This window comes from Aerococcus sp. BD502 (assembly GCF_057919555.1).
The window spans coordinates 1,549,714-1,569,720 of the sequence record NZ_CP147972.1 but is presented as its reverse complement, the minus strand read 5'-3'; the positions used below and the strand labels follow the sequence as shown (position 1 = coordinate 1,569,720).

The 20,007-nt window shown below is 31.7% G+C and carries 17 protein-coding genes and 3 pseudogenes; all 20 read right to left on the bottom strand.

From position 1 onward, the window contains the following. Positions 1–1,721: 1,721 nt before the first annotated feature. The 20 genes and pseudogenes from WF803_RS07565 to WF803_RS07470 all read right to left on the bottom strand — a co-directional run bounded on the left by WF803_RS07565 (position 1,722) and on the right by WF803_RS07470 (position 19,995). Complete coding sequence (locus WF803_RS07565; RefSeq protein WP_489610883.1) at positions 1,722–2,687, bottom strand: DNA cytosine methyltransferase; 966 nt, start codon at positions 2,685–2,687, stop codon at positions 1,722–1,724. Beyond that, positions 2,680–4,401, bottom strand: a complete 1,722-nt coding sequence (locus tag WF803_RS07560; protein ID WP_489610882.1) for a DNA topoisomerase 3 — start codon at positions 4,399–4,401, stop codon at positions 2,680–2,682. Before WF803_RS07560 ends, WF803_RS07565 begins: the two co-directional genes overlap by 8 nt. 92 nt (positions 4,402–4,493) lie before the next feature. Next, positions 4,494–5,477 (bottom strand): nucleotidyl transferase AbiEii/AbiGii toxin family protein, encoded by a 984-nt coding sequence (locus tag WF803_RS07555; protein ID WP_001032312.1) that lies wholly within the window; start codon positions 5,475–5,477, stop codon positions 4,494–4,496. Continuing rightward, the gene (locus tag WF803_RS07550) at positions 5,470–6,081 is read right to left on the bottom strand and encodes a DUF6088 family protein (protein ID WP_001089847.1); all 612 of its coding nucleotides are present in this window, start codon (positions 6,079–6,081) and stop codon (positions 5,470–5,472) included. The genes WF803_RS07555 and WF803_RS07550 overlap by 8 nt, the downstream gene beginning before the upstream one ends. A 74-nt stretch (positions 6,082–6,155) precedes the next feature. Continuing rightward, positions 6,156–7,016, bottom strand: coding sequence for a CD1107 family mobile element protein (locus WF803_RS07545; RefSeq protein WP_489610881.1), 861 nt, complete (start codon positions 7,014–7,016; stop codon positions 6,156–6,158). A gap of 14 nt (positions 7,017–7,030) precedes the next feature. Further along, positions 7,031–8,614: a stalk domain-containing protein gene (locus tag WF803_RS07540; protein WP_001913622.1), complete on the bottom strand. Its 1,584-nt coding sequence runs from the start codon at positions 8,612–8,614 to the stop codon at positions 7,031–7,033. Continuing rightward, entirely contained in the window at positions 8,601–8,840 is a 240-nt protein-coding gene (locus WF803_RS07535; RefSeq protein ID WP_001080402.1) for a hypothetical protein, read from the bottom strand. The genes WF803_RS07540 and WF803_RS07535 overlap by 14 nt, the downstream gene beginning before the upstream one ends. Before the next feature lie 14 nt (positions 8,841–8,854). Next, positions 8,855–11,434, bottom strand: coding sequence for a C40 family peptidase (locus WF803_RS07530; RefSeq protein ID WP_489610880.1), 2,580 nt, complete (start codon positions 11,432–11,434; stop codon positions 8,855–8,857). Positions 11,435–11,441: 7 nt separating this feature from the next. Further along, positions 11,442–13,865 (bottom strand): VirB4-like conjugal transfer ATPase, CD1110 family, encoded by a 2,424-nt coding sequence (locus WF803_RS07525; RefSeq protein WP_112890531.1) that lies wholly within the window; start codon positions 13,863–13,865, stop codon positions 11,442–11,444. Beyond that, on the bottom strand, positions 13,756–14,166 hold the full coding sequence (locus WF803_RS07520; protein ID WP_277262702.1) for a PrgI family protein: 411 nt from the start codon (positions 14,164–14,166) through the stop codon (positions 13,756–13,758). Before WF803_RS07520 ends, WF803_RS07525 begins: the two co-directional genes overlap by 110 nt. A 1-nt stretch (position 14,167) precedes the next feature. Then, positions 14,168–14,458: a hypothetical protein gene (locus WF803_RS07515; protein WP_002838520.1), complete on the bottom strand. Its 291-nt coding sequence runs from the start codon at positions 14,456–14,458 to the stop codon at positions 14,168–14,170. A 9-nt stretch (positions 14,459–14,467) separates the two neighbouring features. Continuing rightward, positions 14,468–15,331 (bottom strand): VirB6/TrbL-like conjugal transfer protein, CD1112 family, encoded by an 864-nt coding sequence (locus tag WF803_RS07510; protein ID WP_000466915.1) that lies wholly within the window; start codon positions 15,329–15,331, stop codon positions 14,468–14,470. A 10-nt stretch (positions 15,332–15,341) separates the two neighbouring features. After that, positions 15,342–15,440 (bottom strand): annotated as a pseudogene (locus WF803_RS07505) (Maff2 family mobile element protein); the annotation flags it as partial. 151 nt (positions 15,441–15,591) lie between these two features. Beyond that, positions 15,592–17,451, bottom strand: coding sequence for a group II intron reverse transcriptase/maturase (gene ltrA, locus WF803_RS07500; RefSeq protein ID WP_486752854.1), 1,860 nt, complete (start codon positions 17,449–17,451; stop codon positions 15,592–15,594). A 112-nt stretch (positions 17,452–17,563) separates the two neighbouring features. Beyond that, positions 17,564–17,719: a hypothetical protein gene (locus WF803_RS07495; RefSeq protein ID WP_489610879.1), complete on the bottom strand. Its 156-nt coding sequence runs from the start codon at positions 17,717–17,719 to the stop codon at positions 17,564–17,566. Positions 17,720–18,189: 470 nt separating this feature from the next. Further along, positions 18,190–18,318 (bottom strand): annotated as a pseudogene (locus WF803_RS07490) (Maff2 family mobile element protein); the annotation flags it as partial. A gap of 1 nt (position 18,319) precedes the next feature. Then, a complete protein-coding gene (locus WF803_RS07485; protein ID WP_489610878.1) occupies positions 18,320–18,631 on the bottom strand; it encodes a single-stranded DNA-binding protein in 312 nt (103 codons plus the stop codon). A 236-nt stretch (positions 18,632–18,867) separates the two neighbouring features. Next, positions 18,868–19,188 (bottom strand): DUF2651 family protein, encoded by a 321-nt coding sequence (locus tag WF803_RS07480; protein ID WP_489610877.1) that lies wholly within the window; start codon positions 19,186–19,188, stop codon positions 18,868–18,870. 81 nt (positions 19,189–19,269) lie between these two features. Continuing rightward, positions 19,270–19,651, bottom strand: a pseudogene (locus tag WF803_RS07475) (VirD4-like conjugal transfer protein, CD1115 family); the annotation flags it as partial. 68 nt (positions 19,652–19,719) lie between these two features. Beyond that, a complete protein-coding gene (locus WF803_RS07470) occupies positions 19,720–19,995 on the bottom strand; it encodes a hypothetical protein (RefSeq protein ID WP_489610875.1) in 276 nt (91 codons plus the stop codon). Positions 19,996–20,007: the final 12 nt, after the last annotated feature.

The following is a 20,007-nucleotide window of genomic DNA, read 5'->3' as shown; positions in this document are numbered from 1 at the left end:
TGGTTACAGTTTTAAGTCCTCCACTTAGTTCATCAAAATCTGTAATGGTAAAGTCCTTATCTTTATATCTAACCTGATCACCTATCTTAAACTTAGGCTCTATCTTTTCCTTAACTTCTTCTTGTGAAGCTTTTTCCTCACTTAGTGCAACTTGCTCTTCTAAATATGAAAATTCACGCTCATTAACTTCTTCACCATCTCCAAGGTCAATCCTATAATGCTCGACAACTTCGCCGTCTACATAGTGGTCAAAATAGAATTTGAAATATCCGATATAATCATCAGTCATTTCTCCAAATTCATTTTCTCCAAGAGTTTGATTATGGTCTTTAACATCAATATCTTTTTGTCTTAGGACATTAATTAATTCTTTGGTTACTATCTGCCCACTATAATCGGGAACTAATTCGTGGTTTTCATTAAATTCTACAATCCAGTAGTCTTTTCTTTTTTCAATATTGTTGCCATCAAAAAAAGAAGCTTCATCAGCTTCCTTTTCTTGGCTTATTTCATTTTCTAAGCTTCCACGTATTCCTTGATTGCCATTCTCTTCACTGTTGCCATCAAGTTGTTCATCTGTCCTTGGTATTCCTCTGGATTCTCTCTCATCATCTTCTCTGTCAATCCTTGTGCTCTCATCATCTTGACTTTCTCTCTCTTGATAAAGTCCACTGCCTGATCTTGAATTTCCTTCAGATGGTTCAAAAGTGTTTTCTCCTCGTACATTTCCTGAAGTTTCTTCCAGTTCTCCATGTCCTCGCTCCCTACTAGGTAAGACAGTCTTAGGACTGCGTAAGTCGGATTCGGAAATCTCTCCATAAATTCCAGATCCTTCTCCATCATATCCAAGGCTTTCTCTTCGATCTTCATCGCTATTTCCTCTGTCGCTTCCATCTGTGAAAACTCGTCCATCTCTATTTCTTGACCTATCATCTCGTCTATATAAATCATCTTGACCTCCTCTATCTTCATTTGTATTTTCTATATCTCTATTATAGTCGGCAACGGACCTTTCTGTCAGCAGCCTAGCACGATCCATTTCCTTAGATTTTTCTATTGTTCTATCTATAATATCTTCACTAACCCTTGATATTACAATACCTATCTGTTCTAAAGAAATTGTATTAATCCTAGAAAAATTATTTCTTAAATTTTCCATATCCATAGGATAGACTGTATTAAACCTATTAGCTACTGCATAGGATATTGAGTCCCTCATAAACTTTTCAAAACTAAGTCTATCCTCTATATCTATTCTCAAATCAGCAAGAGTCAAGTTAATATATTCATCTCCATAAATTCGACTTAAAGAAAATATATTTTCATTGAGTGAATCACTAGCTTCAAATGAAGAATCTCTTATTATTTCTTTTAAAGACTCGTTATGGTTTTCGTGGTCAAACTGCCATAAGTTAACCTCATTAATATTCCTATCCATTGATGTGGTCTGACTAATATCAAAAATATATGAAACTCTTTGATTTACATCACTTCCAACTAAAATTGGAATACCCTTTTGACCTCTCATAACAACTCGACCAAAATATTTCTTCCACATGTCAAAAGTCGCACAAGCTCTAGCTTCAGGTTCCTTGTTATATATACTCAATTGGCTAGAAAAATCATATTTCTGATTGTTACCTATAACTTTTAAGAGTTTTAAATATTCTTTTTCATCTTGCAAAACTTCATACTTTATAGCTTCTTGTATATTCTTAAAATCATTTACTTGCATTTCCTACCTCCATTCTACGAATTTCTTTTATAATAGCCATTAAAACATCAACCACAATAGAATTGCCGGCCTGCTTATATAGCTTGCTTGAAGTACAATTTTTTCTTCTTGGATGTACTTCCTCTAGCTTGTCAATATCACTGTCATCAAAACCCATGAGTCTTAAACATTCTCTTTCTGTTAAATACCTATATTTACCATTTCCAATATCTATTATTCCAGAATTAGGTACTCTCATCTGTTTTGTAGAAATAGTATAAGAAAAATCTTTAATCACTTTGAGTCGCCCTCTAAAACTGTTATCTATGCCTTTATTTAAAAATTTCAGCATATAAGGTTGGGTCATTGTATAAAGTTCACTTACATCATTTTCTAAAAATTTACTTAGTGGTCTTGTTTCTTTCCTCTCCAATTTATTAAAAGAAAAGTTATTTGCTCCAAGACATGAAACAACAAATATCCTTTCTCTTTTTTGAGGTATCCCAAAGTCCATTGCATTTAAGATTTCATACTTGCTTTCATATCCTAGGATCTCTAACTCTTTTAGATAAATAAAAAAGGAGTCCCTCATATTTCTATCAAGGACTCCCTTTACATTTTCCCAAATTATCCATTTAGGTTTTTCTTTCATTTCTTTAATAATTCTAATTGTTTCAAATAGTAAGCTTGATCTAGTTCCTGAATTCTTTGCTCCTCCCTGCTTTTTTCCAATTCTTGAAAAATCTTGGCAAGGACTTCCATGCATAATTAAGTCTATCTTCTCATTAGGTACTTTATATCCTACTACTGATTTCGACTTATAACCTTCTCCATAAAGTGCGTTATATGATTTAACACAAGCCTTATCTATTTCTACATAATCAACTACTTCATAAGGTATCTTCAAATTAATAAAAGCCTTTCTAATAGCACCTATGCCACCGAAAAGCTCTAATATTTTCACCTTATTCATTTAGATTATTCTTGTACCTATCTACAAGCTCCCTTATACTATCTTCTATTTCTCTTAAAAAGTCTTCTTTATCAACTTCGCCAGAGCTAATCTTTACAAGTTTCATTTCCCATTCAGATGTTGTTTCTGCCGACTTAAACTTATCCTCTACAATCGATACAAGTCTATTGCCTTTTTCTGTTACAAGTAGATTTTTCTTATCTCTTCTTATAAGATCCTTATGGATAAGATTTTCGATAATTCCTGCTCTTGTAGCTGGTGTTCCTAAGCCTTTTCTTTCTACTTCTATATCTTTATCCAAGGATTCTACTCCTGCATTTTCCATAGCCTTTAAAAGTGTATCTTCATTATAATGACTTGGAGCTTTTGTAAATTTCTCAGATATATTTTTAGAAGTTAGCTTAATTTTATCTCCAGTCTTTATATCTGGTAATTCATTTTCTTGTCTTTCTTTTCCATAAGTCTTTAAATACTTTGTATAACCTTCATCGATTACAGTCTTGCCACTTGCATTGAAGTTAAACTTGTCATATTCATATCTGATTTTTCTGCTAGATTCCTTTAAGTTATCCGAACATGAAGCAAGTAATTTATTCTTAATTAAATTATAGATTTTGCTTTCTTTATCAGATAAACCTTTGGCTTTTCCAATGCCAGATATAGTAGGAATAATTGCATAGTGGTCTGTAACCTTAGATGAATTAAAAATAGACTTAAAGTTTGATTCATTGATTTTAAAATCTTCTTCAAGTCTTTCTAATAATTCTTTCATAGTATTAACCATGTCATCGGTTAGATACCTGCTATCTGTTCTTGGATATGTGATTAGCTTTTTTTCATACAAACCTTGTGCTAGATTTAAAGTATCATTTGCTGAATACCCAAAATATTTATTTACTTCTCTTTGTAAGGTAGTGAGATCATAAGGTTTATCTGCTTTTGTACTTATTTCTTTATCTTCTACCTCTGTAATAACTATTTCATCTTCTAGCAGATTTAATAGTTGCTCTGCAACTTCAATTTTATCAATCCTATCTGATACAAGTTTTAATTCTCCATAAGATAGGTCTACCGTATAATATTTTTGCTTCTTAAATAGGTTTATTTCACTATCCCTTTTAGCTATTAAATATAGGGTTGGTGTTTGTACTCTACCAACTGAGTATGTTTCCTTGTAAATGCAAGAATAAAGCCTACTTAAATTCATTCCCACTAACCAATCCGCAATTGCTCTTGCACTTGCTGATCTATATAAGTCTTCAAAGTTTTCTCCGTCTTTAAGATTTCTAAATCCATCTTCAATAGCTTTGTTTTCCATTGAAGATATCCAAAGTCTTTGAATCTTCTTCTTACATTTAGCTTGATTATATACAAGCCTAAAAATAAGTTCTCCCTCTCTTCCAGCATCACAAGCATTTATAACTGTGTTGATGTTCTTATCGTTTAAAAGTTTCTTTAAAACCCCATATTGTTTTCTAGTGCTTTTAGATACTTCATAAATATATTCTTCTGGGATTATAGGAAGAGTATCTATTGTCCATTTCTTCCATTTTTCGTCGTGTATTTCTGGACTTGCCATTTGAATTAAATGACCTACACACCAAGAAACAATGTATCCATTCCCCTCATAATATCCGTTTTTTCTTGTTCTTGCTCCAATTACTTTTGCAATTGTAACTGCTACACTTGGCTTTTCTGCTATTACTAACTTCATTAATACCTCCATAAATAAAAAAAGAGCGAAAGATTTCTCTCTCGCTCAAAGTTTTTCTCCCGAATATCGTATTATTTTCGGGAGAATTCTATTTACTTATTAATTTCTTTTTCTAATTCTTGAAGAACTTTTATAATCTCTTCAAAGTTTGGATATTCTCCATATATCATTTCTGACATCGCCTTATAATCTTTTTCTATTTCAGAAAATCGGTACTCTCGTGGGACTATCCTTAATCTACCATTTAGTGCTTCTTCATACCTTGCCCACTTCCTAGGATAAAATTTCATTTTAAATTCAGTCACTTTCTTTAGTAACTCCTTATCCTCTAAAGCTTTGTTTTTAAAATCCGAATTTGCTATTTTATATAAGTCATAAAAGTGCCTTGCATATCTGTGTGGCATTGGAGAAGATTCTGGTCTATTTGCTTCGTGGTGTAAAATTGTTGCTTTTTCCCAAAAGGTTCTCTCTGCTGATACTGTTCTTATGCAAGTTTTTTCTTTAAATACATTTGGATAAGCTTCTCCAATTATCGGCAAGATTCCCACTTCAATTGCAGGTGTCCATGCTGCAAGACTTCCTATTTCAAGTCTTATATTTTGTGTCAAATAATTAGATTCAAAAATTTTAGGATATTTACATAGAATTGTTTGTGGATCTATACTATCTATAGAAAATTCAAAACCTAAGTTCTTTAAATCTTGTTCTAAGACTTTTAATAATTCATCTTTTAAAAATATTTCTGTCTTTTCATTAACTTCTTTATTGAATTTATCCTGTTTGGTATTTGACCTTTCAATCCATGGTTCTTTTTCTTCATAGCCTAATACTCGCCAATCTAAGATTAGATCTATATCTTCAGAAAATCTTTCTATAAGTCCAAAACACTTTGAAAGTGATGTTCCACCCTTAAAGGTTAAATATTCTTTCCATTTATTTTCATTAAATAGATAGTCTAAGATAAAAGTAACCCAATAGTCTTTTTCAATGACTGCTTCAGATATATTTTTCTTTCTTGCAGTATTGACTATTAAAACTCTTAAATCGTCCTTGTTTTCTATATAAAACTTATTCATTTTGACCCTCACAAATTTCCCTTATCACTTCATATATCCATGCTGGCACTGATTTTGATTCGTTCATTAAGTCTATTCTTTCTTTTTCAGTTAAGTTTTCTCTTATCTTTTGCATAACTTCGCTTGTTATATTTTCTTTACCCAAAGACTTAATTGCTTGAATTATAGTCGCTGTCTTCAAAGACATATTAGCAATTTCTCCTGGATTTACTTTTTTAAATTCTAAAACCGTATCTCCAATTTTATATTCTTTATATCTGCCACTAGATATATATTTATAGTGAGTTGGTACTTGTGTTGAAAGTCCTAATAGGTTTAAGGCTGTGCTATTAAATGGTGCAATATTCCAATTGTATTTTCTTGCTATAGCAAGTGCTAATTCGTGAATTGATACTGCTTCATACTCTCCAATTAATTCACTGTATATTGGATTATAATAGAATCCATTAATTACTCTTTTTATTTTATTTTCACTAACTAGTTGATTTAAAGTTCTACGAACAGTTTCATTTCCTGCTATATCTAAGAAATCATTGTTTATAAAAACTTTTCTGCTATCAAAATCATTAATTCTATTTTTTATTTGATCTAAATAGGAATTCATTTTGCACCACCTTTCTCCCGAATATTGTATCATATTCGGGAGAAATAATCAATTTAGATTAAATTTTCATATCCTTATAATAGTTCATCATCTTCATCTAAAGACTCTTCATGACTTTCTTCATTGTCAGATTCATCTTCTGACTCACTAATATAATCCTCATCATCTTCTTCAAAGTCTTCCAACATTCTATCTTCTTTTGCTTTAACTACCTTAAAATAGTATCCTGCTCCTACTACTCCTCCAATTACAAGTGAAACAATTAGAAATGAACCTATTCCACTTGTCTTTTCTTCTTTTACTGGAACAGCCTTGGGCTCTTCTTTTTTCACTTCTTCTTTCTTAGGCTCTTCAACCTTTATAGTGTTTTTATTTTCTGATTCAATCATATTAAGTAGGTCTTGCTCTCCTACTTCTGTCAATAACCTTACATTATCTTGATTTGATGAGTGATCCACTATTAGATGCATAGTTTTTCCACTTTTAGTTTGAAATGTTAAAAATTGTCTTACATCTACTGGATTTTCTTTATCTTTTTCTGTGTCTCCACTTGGTGTAATATCTTTTCCATTCCTATCTACATTTTCAATTACTGAACCTCTTGCCTTATTTTCCTGTGTCGCAAGATTATTTACTGCCTTTGTATTACCACCTTTTACAAGCGGTGTTTTCTTAGGAGGATTATTTGAAGGCTTATTTGTTTCACTTGTATTTCCTGGTATTCTTGGAACATCTTGATAAGGAATTTCTTCTTTTGATGGTGTAAAAACATCATCTTTCAACATTTGTTCAAATTCTTCTTTTTGTGGTTCATAGATTGATTCATTTTGACTTTCTATTTGTCCTTCATTTGTCATCGCAAATGTAGTTGCTGGTACTGTAAATGTAAAAAGGAGTAACGCTATGGCTACTCCTCGTTTAATGCTCTTATTCATTTTTCTATCCTTTCTTATTTTACATTTTTAAATACATAGACTGCTTTTCTAGTATTGTCCCATTCTATTGTTTGGTTTTTACCATCTTTAATATCCCCATGACTAGCTCCAAAAGCTTTTGCAATGTTTGAAATTGAAGCATGAATTCTTCCATTTATAATAACTGGCTTAACATCTGAATTGTAGACCTTTCCATCTGAATCTTTCATAACACCAGTATCAATATTTAGTCTTAATGTCTTTTTAGCCAGGATATTATTCTCTTTATTTGAGAAAATGGCTTCACGAGTAGAGTTGTCATACTCAACATTAAAACCTAGAGTATAGGCAATATATCTAACTGGAATCATAGTTCTTCCTTGATCCACATAAGTTTTTACATCCATATAGACTGTTGTCTTACCATCTTTGTTAATAATGTTATAAAAGTTTTTGTCTACTTGGAAAACTGCAAATTCTTTTTCATTTTTAACTTGTTTTTTACCTTGTTGTTCCTCTTGCTTTTTCATCTTGTTAAGATCAATTTGATTTAGAATGTTCTTGTCATCAGCTTTCAATAGTTCGTCCCATTTTTTATCTTGAGATTTATTATCTTCTTTCTTCTCTTTATTTTCTTTTTGGAGTTTTAGAAGTTCATCTAATTTCTTAGATAAGTCTTGGTTTATATTTTTTTCTTTTTCATCTTTAGCTTGCTTTTCAAGTTCTTCTTTAGCTTTTTTATTTGCTTCCTCGATTAACTTCTTTGCTTCTTCAATTTTCTTATCTAATTCTTCTTTTAGCTTTTTAATTTCTTCTTCAGAAGCTTTTTGTTTTTCTTCTAGTTCTTTAATTTTCTCTTCTAATTCTTTTTTTGTATTTTCAGAAGATTCTTTTAAACTATCAATAGCCTTTTGAAGCTCTTCAATCTTCTTAAAGCATTCTGACTTAGAATTTTCTGTTTCTTTCTTTTTAGACTCTAATTCTTTTATCTTATTATCTTTTTCATCAAGAGCTTTTTCCAACCCCTTAATTTTATTATCTTTATCCTCAATTTCTTTAGTCTTCTTTGCAAGTTCCTCTTCTAAAGACTCAAGATTTTCTTGCATTTCTTTGATTTTATTTTCGTTTTTATCGGTATTCTCTTTCTCAGCTTCTAACTCCCATTTTGTAGATGAATAATCTTCTTTTAGTTTTACATTTTCATCTTGTAATCTTTTTAATTCATCTTTAAGCTGAGTAATTTCTGCTATTAGTTCATCATTGTTAGAATTTTTAAGTTCCTCAATTTCTTTATTCAATTGAGCAATCTTATTATCTTTATCTCTAATCTCTTCTTCTAGCTTAGCTTTTTCTTGTTTCAGTTTCTCTCCATTATCTTTGCAAGATTCTAACTTTCCCTTTAACTCATCTATTTTTGATTGGTCTTCTTGTTTCTTATCATTTAAGTCTTTGATCTGATTTTCTAAATCACTAATTTTACTTATTGAACTTTCTATCACTTTTTTACTACCATCTGTATCATCAGCTTTAGCTAGTACATTAGTAGTTGAGGTTGATGTTAAAACTAATAAAAGAGCCATAAAAAAGGCTCTTAGTCTGTTCGTATTAAATTTCTTCATTATGAATGTTCTCCTTTTCTTTTAATTTTTCTTCTCTTTTTCTATCATTGATTTTCTCCATTAATTCTTCCAAGCTAATATTGTTCCTCCTAAGAGTTACAATTATTTCTTCATTTTCAACTTGTATTTCTTCATCGCAAATTTCCTTGTATTTTGCATTTAAATCTTTCAATTTCTCTTCTATTTTTTTCTTTTTGTTTCTAATACTAATAAGTTTTCTGTTCACATAATATCTCCCTTCTATCTTGGTCTTCCAAAACCATAAAAGTGTGATTTCCAATATTTTGAATTTATTGATGTGTATTGAATTGGATCTCCTGCGTGAATCATCATTCCGTTACCTGCGTATATTCCCACGTGAGATATTGGTGTTCCACTGTTATATGTTGAATGGAAAAATATAATATCTCCAGGTTGAGCTTCACTTGGACTTACTGGATTACAATAGTCTTTGTATATTCTCCATGCAGTTGTTCTTGGCATTCTTTTTACTCCTGACTTTGTAAATGACCAACATACAAATCCTGAGCAGTCAAAGTTAGATGGTCCACTTGCTCCAAACACATATCTTTTGCCTATATGTTTTTCTGCTTCATTAAAAAGAGCCTTGGCAGTAGCTGAATCAAAAGCAAGACCAGGATTTCCAAAGTTTGGATTATCTACTATTTCTCCTAAGTCCCCATTACCTGATCCAAAAACATCACCCATATTCCCCTTAGCTTCAAGAAGAGCTTCATAATGAACTACATTGTCTGGATAATCTTTAAATATTTCCCTAACAACTTCATCCATTTCTTTTTTCTTTAAAGTTACAATTAACTTTTTATATTCGTACTCTTCTTTTTCATAGCTAGTATAAGGATTGCCACGACTATCATATCTTGTTCTTGCTACTGTTCTTGTTCTAATTTCAATTTCTTCCTTAAAATCAAGCTTATACATCTTATCGAAAAGTTCTTTTAAAATTCCTTTTACTTCAGATGCTGATTTTACTTCTCCACATCTTGAAGTTATATAGGATAAAAGTTCATGGGTATTATGACCAATTTCTCCTTCTTTGTTTATGATATATTCGTCATATCCAGGATGACTTGTTTTTACACTTTCGATTTGTGATTGTAGGTCATATTCCATTGATGAAAATTCTTGATTAACTTCACTTAGAACTGTATCTTGTGATAGGTATGTTGTTGTCATTACTGAGTTTACTAAATTGCTTAGCCCACTCATACCAACACTTCCACCACCAATCATGATTGATAGCATAAGACCTAGTCCTATTACTACAAATAGAACCATCTTACTTTTTCTTACGATTAGCTCTTTAGAAGCCTTACCTAAACTTAAAATAGATTTTTTAACCCTATCTACAAGTCTTGTTTCATGCTTTTTAGCTATCATGCTTTTCATTTGTTTTCTCTGGTAAAACTTCTTAAACCTATTTTTCTTTATATAGGTGTCTGACTTTTTTAAATCTTCCAAGCCACTTTTAAACTCCAACTTGCTTTTTCTCTTTCTTATTTTTTTATCAAGTTTAGATAGCTTTTTTAAGGACTTTTTCTTTTTGTCTAGCTTATACTTCCTTATTCCATGCTGGAGTTTAGAGCTTACATTAGCGACCTTTTCTCCAGATTCTACACCAGTATTATCAGACCCTGAACTTAAATAATCTCTCACTAACTCTGAAGACTTAGCTCCAGATAATAAAACCCCAGAGGATAGACTTCCTTTAGTTTTATTCTTTAAAATATTATCCTTTAGCTTGCTTTTAGACTTTTCAAGTTCTCCAATCTTTTTATCTGAGATAAAGTCTTTAACATCTTGTGCATTCTTAGAATCTTTCGTTGCAGCCTTCTTAGATTCATTTTTTAAGTTATCAATTTTCTTTCGAGTGAATTTATCACTTTCATAATTTTTTCTCTTGTAGTAAGTCTTCTTTTTATTAACTTTCTTTTGATCTGAAGGTTTAAGGCTTGTTTCCTTTTCATCTTTTATAAATTCTTGATCATTGTCTTTAAACTCAGGGTTATCAAAAGTTTTATCTATATCAACTTCGCTTAGCTTACTTTCTTTATCTATTTCTTTAGAAATTTTTTCCTTATCCTTAAACTTCTTTTCTTGATAAAGTTTATGCTTTTTCTTTTTATCGATATTAGCATTACTCTCGTTCTTACTTACTTCATCTTTAACAAGCTTATCTTTTCTATATATTCTCTTGCTTTTCTTTGCTTCAATAGGTTTATCTTCACTTGTGTGGATTCTCTTAGACTCTTTCTCGTTAATTTTGTCTTGGAATTTATCCTTACTATGGATAAGTTTATCTTCATAATTTTTAAGAACTTGTCTTTTACTTGATGTTTTCTTATTGCTTATTGGTTGAGCCTTAGCTGAAATATCATCTGTTGTTAATTTATTAGAATTAATATTTCTACTGTTTTCACTATCAAAATTTACCTTTTTGATATCTACATCTAAGTCTTCATCAAGTTTAAAGCTTTCATCTGTCCTTATTTCAAAATTAGCTTGTTTTGTTTCTTCAGCCTTATCCTTATTATCTAAAACTTCTTTTCTAATTCTTTCCTTGTTTTTAGCCTTCTGAAAATCTTTTAGCTTATTTTGTTTTTGATCTTTAGCTAATACATTCTCATGAATAAGTTTAGATTCTTTTTCTGAAATTTTATCTCCAAACCTATCCTTAGTCTTAATAATCTTATTGGTATAATCATCTGAATGAACAAGTTTACTATCTACATTCTTTTCAGGAGCGTCCCTATTTCGTATAATTTTCTTTTGAAAATCTTTTTTTAGTTTTTTATCCATATCACACCTACTTAGCTTCTTCTGGTTTTGTTGTCATTAGCTTATATAACATGGTGTCTTTAGGGAATTTATCAATAAATGGAACAATAGTATTCCCAAAGAATAAGAGTCCCTCACCTGCGTTTGAATTAGTAATATAGTTTAACTGATAAGGCGATATTTTTAATTTCTTAGCAAGAATATCTCTATCTCCAGATGCTTGATTTAACATTAGAACAAAGTCTGTATTGTCAAAGATATTTTCAATTTCCTGACTTGTTAAAAGGTCTTTTACGTTTTGAGTTATACCTGTTGGAATACCTCCCCATTTTCTAAATCTTTTCCAGATTTCTACTGAATATGAAGCAGTTTGTGGGTCTTTTAATAAAAGGTGGAACTCATCTATATAGTATCTTGTAGACTTGCTTCCTCTATTAAGGGAAACCTTGTTCCAAACCTGGTCTTGAATTACAAGCATACCTATTTTTTTAAGTTGTGTTCCTAGCTCTTTTATATCAAAACAGAGCAATTGCCTATTTAGATCAACATTTGACCTATTATTAAATACATTAAGACTTCCCTTAACATAAATTTCCATTTCTGTTGCTAGTTTTCTGCCAACTCCCTCTTCTTGGGATAGGAGCATATCGTATAAATCTCCTAATATAGGCATATTTTCTGGTTTGGGGTCTTCAAAATATTTTTGGTATATCTTTGGTAAACACCTATCTATAACAGATTTTTCTGCAGCAGTAAGACCAGATCCTCCTACTACAAGTTCAAGCATAGACATTATGAAGTTCGCCTTATCCTTTAAAGGTGCGTCCCCATCTCCATAGTTCATATTAATATCTAATGGATTTAGATAGTCCTTTGATTTTGCCGAAACTTTAATAACTTCTCCATTAAATTGTTTTACAAGGTTTGAATACTCGCCTTCAGGATCACAAATAATTACATCATCATCTGTGACAAGAATTGCATTTGCCATCTCTCTTTTTGCCGAGAAAGATTTACCAGAACCTGGTGTTCCTAATATTAGTCCGTTAGGGTTCTTTAGTTTCTTCCTATCTGCCATAATCAAGTTTTGGCTAAGGGCATTTAATCCATAGTACAAAGAATTTGCCGAATCAATAAATAGCTCTTCTGTTGTAAAAGGCATAAAAACTGCCGTTGATGATGAAGTTAAAAATCTTTTTATTTCGACTTGGTTAACTCCTAGAGGTAAGACAGAAACAAGTCCTTGCTCTTGTTGGTGAGATAATCTTTTTACCTGACAATTATGTCTGTTAGCAATTGATGAGATTTGAGCAATAGTGTTTTCTAACTTTTGATTAGTCCTAGAAAAATTCATCATTACTATGGTAACTACAAAGAGCCTTTCATCTCTATTCTGTAAGTCAGATAACATGGACTTAACATCAGCCCCAAAAGTATTTATATCTGAAGGGATAATATCCATATCATATCCTGCTCGAACTGCTTTCTTTTGTTCTTCAATTTTCATTCTATCTAGATCTGTATTTTTTCTCTTAATGAGTTTAATAGCTTCTGCTTGTTCAACTACATCTATATGAAAAGCTACATAAATATTGTCATCAATATCTAAAAACTCAGATAACATTCTGTCTGATAACTCGCTTGCAAGTATTTGAAAATGACTTACTGCTCCAATGAATTTCCCAAATTTAAAATTATTTGCTGGTGCAAAATTAAAGATATTGGGAGTTATATGTGACTTTGTAGACTCTTTCTTCTTCAAATCCTTATATGAAAAATCAAAGTTTTTGTCTGGATTTAACATATCATGAACGAGTCTTAGTCTTTCTTCGCCATCAAGGCTCTCTGCTCTTACTCCCATAGATTTAAAGTTAGATAAAATATCCACTTCAAGTCTATTTAACTTTGCTCTTGCTTGCTCTAGGTTATCAGCTTCTGTGGTAAAGGTTATATACTTCATCTTTTTAAGTCCGTTATTTCCCTTTGCAAGTTGAAGCTTTAACATCTCCCTAAACTCTTTTCTTACATCGTCATAGAAGTCTCCCTTATCAGCAATTTTAATTGCATCTTGTAGGTCTCTATTTCTTCCTAATTGATTTACATATGAAAGTTCAATGTGGACACTTGGATCAAAAGAATTTAAAAAGTTGGCAAATTGGTTAAAGATTAAATCTCTATCTTCTTCCAATGCCAACTGGTAATTTATATCTTGAAATGAAATTGTCTTTGAATAATTTTTTTCATCTAACTGGCAAATGCCCTCTGGTAACATTCTTATATATGGAATTGTATCCTCAACAGTAAATCTCTTTTTCTCTTTCTTTAAAAGTACACTTCGAAGACTATTTGTTGGATCTTTCTTTGTTTTTAGCCTTCTTACTTCCTTTCGGTCTTTTTTTAATTGTTTTTCCCTTAGATTTAAGTCGCTGATTTGCTTTTTTCTTTGCTTCAAGGTATGCCTCCTTTCTTATTCTCTTAGCTGGTTGATAAAATTTATGAAGATAGAAAAATTTAAAATATTTTTCAAAAGTTAAGGTGTCTTTTTCATATAAGGTTATAAAAAAGATTGGCAGGGTTACTATTAGCATTACAATAATAGAAACATCATTAGGTAGATATTTCTTCATAAATAAATAGGTTGGTATGCCAATTAGTCCTGCCACAGAAAAACCTATAAGTTGTCTTTTGGTTAAGTTAAAGGCAACCTTTGTTTTAATCTTGTCCAAATCTTTTGGTATTGGTACATACGCCATTTTAATCTCCCTCTACTTCTTCTTTGGAAAGTTCAAGTATATGGTCATAATTAGATGTTGTTTCTTCTTCTAGGTAGCTAATTCTTTCTTCTAATTCTTCTTGTTTTTCTTCATTTCTGTCATTGTATTCTCCTTGATACATAACAAATTCATTGTGACATCTTCCAAGTCTATTTATTCTCCTCTTTAAGTTTCTAATCTCTTCATTTCTTTTTTTCTCTTTTAAGATTTCATAAGTTCCTCCCAATAAAATTCCTAGTCCCAATAAAGCACAATTTTTCTTTTTTAACATTTATTCCTCCTAGTGTGTATTCATAATACTTTTTGCAACTGTTCCACTCTTAAACATCATAAGTCCAAGTAGTAGAGCATATCCTAATATACTAAACAAGCTTGCGTGAATATCTGTAACCTGTACCGTTCTTATTAAAACGGTGTAGATACCTAAACATACCATCAAAAACAAACCTTGTAGTCCCAAGGCAAAAAGTCCCTTGATATAATTTGTTCCAATCTGACCCCATTCTTTATTTCCCATAGTCGCAAATGGTATGGATGATACTGATGAGTAGACATATATTTCAAACATACGCCCATATACTATTAAGGTAATAGTTAAAGATATACATTGAATTGCAATCCTTACAAGGCTTGTTTCAACTAATATCATTATTAATGCACCAACATCTTTTTCTTTTAATGTATCAACCATTGCAACTATCTGATCTCCTGAAACAGTGGCAGAAGTAGTGATTACCCCTGCCGCTTTGTTTACAAGATTTTGTGCCACATCAAAGACTGCCATTGAAAATTCAAAGGCATGGCTTGCAAGGTAGACTGCTATAAACATCTTTATAATGTATTTGAAAAACTCAAAAGTATCTGTATCATGCATATTATTCTTTTGCATAACCATATTTATGAGTTCAATACATAAAACTGCTGTTATGATAAGACCTGCTATTGGAACAATTACATTATCATTAATGTTTTTTATAAAGTTATATACTTCTCCATTCCAACCCATTGGTGTCTTCCCAACATCAGTTGCAATAACTCCTACCTTGTCATTTATATCTAAGAACATGGACTCAAGATTTGCTTTGATACCTCCGAGTAGCATATCCTTAAAAAATTCAGTTAGCTTGTCAAAGATACCAAACATAGACTTTCTCCTAATTTAAAGCATTTGCAAGTAGTGGAATTAATTTGATACCGATTAGTACAATTCCCCCACCAGCCATAAGCTGCTTAATACCTTGAGATTTAGCACCAGATAGTGATAGGTAATCCTTTGATGTTATCTCCGGATTTTCCCCCACTTCACACCGTGCATGCGACTTTCACCGCACACGGCGTTCCATCACAAGAAAGATTTTCACGTTTTAACTAAGACTTACACACTTCGTAACAAATTATTTTTTTCTAAATTAGTGGCAATCCTGCCATTTTTCTAAGCTTATTACATTTCTCGATCTGCTTGACCGTTAAGCCAAGCTCTTTTATATATTTTTGGATTGTATCTTCTTTTGTTGCATGGATAAGTATATGAACTGCTTCTGTAACAAGAATTAAGTTGCTATAACTGTCTGTACCGCCTTGTTCAAGCGGTATCTTGTGATGGCAATGTATATAGTTTGGTGTAAGTTTTACACCTGTTACCCCACATCTGCCATATTGAGCTGCAAAGAGCGAGATTCTGTTGTCTGCAAACTCTATACTCTTATCAAGTACAGGATGTCTCATCAACCAAACAAGTGTATCTACATCGATTTTCAGATTTTTATGAATAAAAGCTCTGCCCTTTACAGTGTATTTATTTACAACCTTTTTCTTGTGTTTTGCGTCCTTTGTCCTAATATATCCAACTGGAATTAGCGGATGTCCATTAAGGAAGCGAAGCTGTTTACTTTTTCCATATTTTTCTTTGATAAATCCTTTGTTTAGCATTCCACTGGTTTTAATATCAAGTCTGTTGTTCATCTGCTTTTTAATGTGAAAGGCTATTTTAGCAAAGTCCAAACTTACATTTGTTGCTATTTGGTAGTAATTATGCAAGCCTGAAACAGTGGCATTATACTTGGCTATTGCTTTGTACTGTTCCTTTTCGTTTGCAGGTCTTTTTATATCCGCAACACATTTAGAAATATTTTCTTTTGCATTTTTCAGTGCCTTATCACTTATATGCGACTGTACAACAAACTTTTTGCCTTTTGGTTTAACCTTAAGCTTAAATCCTAAGAACTCCGAATGCCTTTGTTTTAGATTTGTTATTTTAGATTTTTCTTCACTCACATTTAGTTTTAATCGGTCTTGCAACCATTTTGTAACTGCCTGATAGGTTCTTTTTGCATCGTAGTAATTACGGCAAAATATCTTAAAATCATCAGCATACCTTACAATGTATATTTCTTTTAGGTTGCTTGTTCTTAAAGCTCTGTAAGTATGGCTTTTTATCTCTGTTCCTTGACTGTTCGTTCTCTGTTTATATGGATAATGCGTAGGCATTGTCAGCCATTGAGATGAAACCCACCAATCTAATTCGTTCAAGACTACATTAGATAGTAGCGGTGACAATATTCCGCCTTGTGGTGTTCCCTTTGTTGGTGTAATTACCTTTTTATCGGGCATAACTATATCTGCTTTAAGCATTTCCTTAATGATACAAAGTAACTTTTTGTCATGGATTCCTAAATTCCAAAGCTGCCTTATGAGCTTTGCATGATATACGTTATCGAAAAATCCTTGTATATCAATATCGACTACATAGTGTAAGTGCTGTATCTGCATTAGTCTTGCACATTCTGCAATAGCGTGTTCCGTACTCCTGTTAGGTCGAAACCCATAGGAACTGTCATGAAACTTGGCTTCACATATCGGCTCTAATATTTGCAAGATACATTGTTGTACAATTCTATCTACAATAGTTGGTATTCCTAAAGGTCTAATTTTCCCATTAGGCTTTCGCATTTCCACTCTCTTTACAGGGCGTGGCTTATACCAATGAAACTGTTTTTGTATGAGAGAAATGTATTCTTCTTCATTTAGCCTTGATAGATGTTTTATTGTTCTGCCATCTACCCCAGCCGTATGACTTCCTTTGTTCCCTTTTATACTACGATAGGCAAGTTTAATATTTTCTCTTGAAGTTATCAACTCCATTAAATTTGAAAATACTTTATTATTACCGCTATCTTCATATAAATCATCAAGGACTTTTTGCAAGTCATAGTATTCCGTATAACGGATTTTGCTTTGTTTCAGTGTTTGTTTCGAAGTGGACACAGTCACCATCTCCTTTCGGATTTGATTTTCTTTGTCATACTCGAAGCTGTGTTTGTCTTAATTTCAGTTCTTGTACTTTCATGTGACTGGTGGCTATCCCTCCACGAACTTATTATTTTCGCTTCATAGGTACTGTGCCACCACTTTCACCGAGATAAAGAATGGTTATATGCTGTTTTTTTTTTTTTTTTTTTTCAGTCATTTTCCCATTCAACACTTCATTAGCATTAGACTGCTTCCATGCTCTTGGCTTACCACGTTCCGACAATCTTATCTTTGAATACGTTTAGGTTCTTCCTCTAAGCCTGTGTTTAGTTTTCACCATATCGCCTGTAACGATATATGGATTTTCATAACAACCATTCTTACTCATCCACAAACACCCCATCTTTGATGGGAATTGCCGTTAGGCAAATTCAAACGTTTAGACCCTTACATTCGGAAGTACGTCAGTGCTTTGGTATACACATTCTCACCATGCGTATTCGACACCCGACATATAGGTAGCACCGTCCACCTCTGAACAGCTTTCGTGGCTGATGTTAATATCAGTCTTACGGCTACTCTCTGCCGACTTCACCGAGCTTTTGACAATGAAATAGTCTAATTTTCATTGCCAATCGGAGTATCAGTGTAGGCATTTCAGGGCGTTACCCCGTCATTCTACCTATCAGATTGCCAGTTCTCCTAAGTTTTGAACTTTCAGTCCTTCGACTTAGTGCATAAGCTTTTTACTTATGAACGTGTCGCACGGTTATCATTACCATAACCTTCCATTAAGTTAATAACTCCCCATGCTCCTAAACCTGCACCAATTGCAGTTACAAGTGTTTTTAAAACTCCAACTCCAGCTGTAAAAAATTCCATATTATTCCTCCTCGTTTTCTTTCTTATTTTCTATTTTGTTTAGTGATTTAACTATAAAATTCTTGTAGACCTTATCTCCTTTTTTGTTTTCTTTGAAATATCCAAAGACATGGATCAGATCTCCTTTTTCAAATTCTTTTGCAATTTCTACCTTTTCTCCATATACTGAGCAATTTGTATATTCTTTGCCTTTTCCATATTTTTTTACAAGAGCAAAATTAGCTACTTGAACACTTTCTCCATCTTTTTCAAATTCTGAAAATTCAGCTTCCTCAACTAAATTTGCATTAATATTTATCATTTCTCTATCCATTAATTTCTTCTCCTTAATCTATAAATTTCAATTAAAAAAGCGACTGAACTTATAATTCAATCGCTAAATGTCTTATATTAAATTCTTTTAAGTGGGACTTCTTATCCTTACCATTTTAATCTCCTAATTTTGAGTATAAAAAAAGACGATAGAATAACTTTACGCTTTTCTATCATCTATTGTGTTTATTGAACGTTTATTTAATTGTTTAACTCTGCAAGCTGGAATTTTTTAATCTATTGATTTTTCTCAAAAAGCAAACTTCCTATAAAGTTACCAATTACTGAAATTATCCCATATGCCAATATATAAATAGCTGCACTATCGTTGTAAAAGATAAATATAGTCGGTATAAATAACAACATAACAAACAAAGAAAATAACCAATTAAACGAATTTTTCATTCCATAAATCAATGAAACAATTAAGCATATAATTGGAGTTGCAATTAATAAAATGAACATACCACTTCCAGTATCTATAATAAGAAATGGCGCTAGATAAAATGCAAGACTGATTATAATCAAATATATTAACATTTTTCTAAATTTTTCCATAAAAACACCCTCATAAATTCTAACTTATATAGCTCTATTGTATTAAATATACCCTCGTCCGTGTAGTTATAACAGTAAATATTACAATCTTGTAATCACTGTATTTCCATTTAATTCAGTCCTACCTTTTTGCTTTAAATTACTCTTCCACATCAAATAAGTTTCTCTTATCATAATCTTCCAATAACTTGTAATTCTTATGCTTTGTAATATCAAATTTATCAGACAAGAAAGGCATTACTTCTCTTAGCTGGTATATACACTTACCACCATCCATTACAGTTATTTCATCTTGGCTCATAAGTTCCTTGCCAGTCTTTTAGTAATTTAGACTAAAAGATTTTTGATTTGATCTTGTTTCCGATGTGTTATATAGGTCTATAGTTTCTTTTCCCCTTAGAAAGAGTGTGGAATCACAGTTACCAACTATTGTATCTACATGGTCTTTATAGATTGCTTTTAATTAAGATTGTGCTTGATGATATTTACCTTGAGAATTTTTAATTTCTATCGCCTATTTATAACAGATTTTTAGTCTTCTAAAATAGATACTTCAAGGTCTATCGCTTTAAATGTAACAGTTATTCCTACTTCTTCTTTTACTGTTTTTTCAAATAGCTCAGCTATATCATATGGGGACATATCATATATATCTTTATACCATTCATTACTTTCATCGTACATTGTCTCACATATTGCTTCAATATAATTTTTCTTATCCCTTGTGAGTTCTGTATCACTTTCCAAAATAAACTGCTCACCATTTATATTTAATATAATTAAAGATGATTTTCTATTTTCACACATTTTGCTTTCTCC

Coding starts and splice junctions, on each gene's coding strand:
- WF803_RS07565 (WP_489610883.1), bottom strand. CDS start 2,687: ATGAATAAGGTGAAAATATTAGAGCTTTTCGGTGGCATAGGTGCTATT.
- WF803_RS07560 (WP_489610882.1), bottom strand. CDS start 4,401: ATGAAGTTAGTAATAGCAGAAAAGCCAAGTGTAGCAGTTACAATTGCA.
- WF803_RS07555 (WP_001032312.1), bottom strand. CDS start 5,477: ATGAATAAGTTTTATATAGAAAACAAGGACGATTTAAGAGTTTTAATA.
- WF803_RS07550 (WP_001089847.1), bottom strand. CDS start 6,081: ATGAATTCCTATTTAGATCAAATAAAAAATAGAATTAATGATTTTGAT.
- WF803_RS07545 (WP_489610881.1), bottom strand. CDS start 7,016: ATGAATAAGAGCATTAAACGAGGAGTAGCCATAGCGTTACTCCTTTTT.
- WF803_RS07540 (WP_001913622.1), bottom strand. CDS start 8,614: ATGAAGAAATTTAATACGAACAGACTAAGAGCCTTTTTTATGGCTCTT.
- WF803_RS07530 (WP_489610880.1), bottom strand. CDS start 11,434: ATGGATAAAAAACTAAAAAAAGATTTTCAAAAGAAAATTATACGAAAT.
- WF803_RS07520 (WP_277262702.1), bottom strand. CDS start 14,166: ATGGCGTATGTACCAATACCAAAAGATTTGGACAAGATTAAAACAAAG.
- WF803_RS07515 (WP_002838520.1), bottom strand. CDS start 14,458: ATGTTAAAAAAGAAAAATTGTGCTTTATTGGGACTAGGAATTTTATTG.
- WF803_RS07510 (WP_000466915.1), bottom strand. CDS start 15,331: ATGTTTGGTATCTTTGACAAGCTAACTGAATTTTTTAAGGATATGCTA.
- WF803_RS07485 (WP_489610878.1), bottom strand. CDS start 18,631: ATGGATAGAGAAATGATAAATATTAATGCAAATTTAGTTGAGGAAGCT.
- WF803_RS07480 (WP_489610877.1), bottom strand. CDS start 19,188: ATGGAAAAATTTAGAAAAATGTTAATATATTTGATTATAATCAGTCTT.
- WF803_RS07470 (WP_489610875.1), bottom strand. CDS start 19,995: ATGTGTGAAAATAGAAAATCATCTTTAATTATATTAAATATAAATGGT.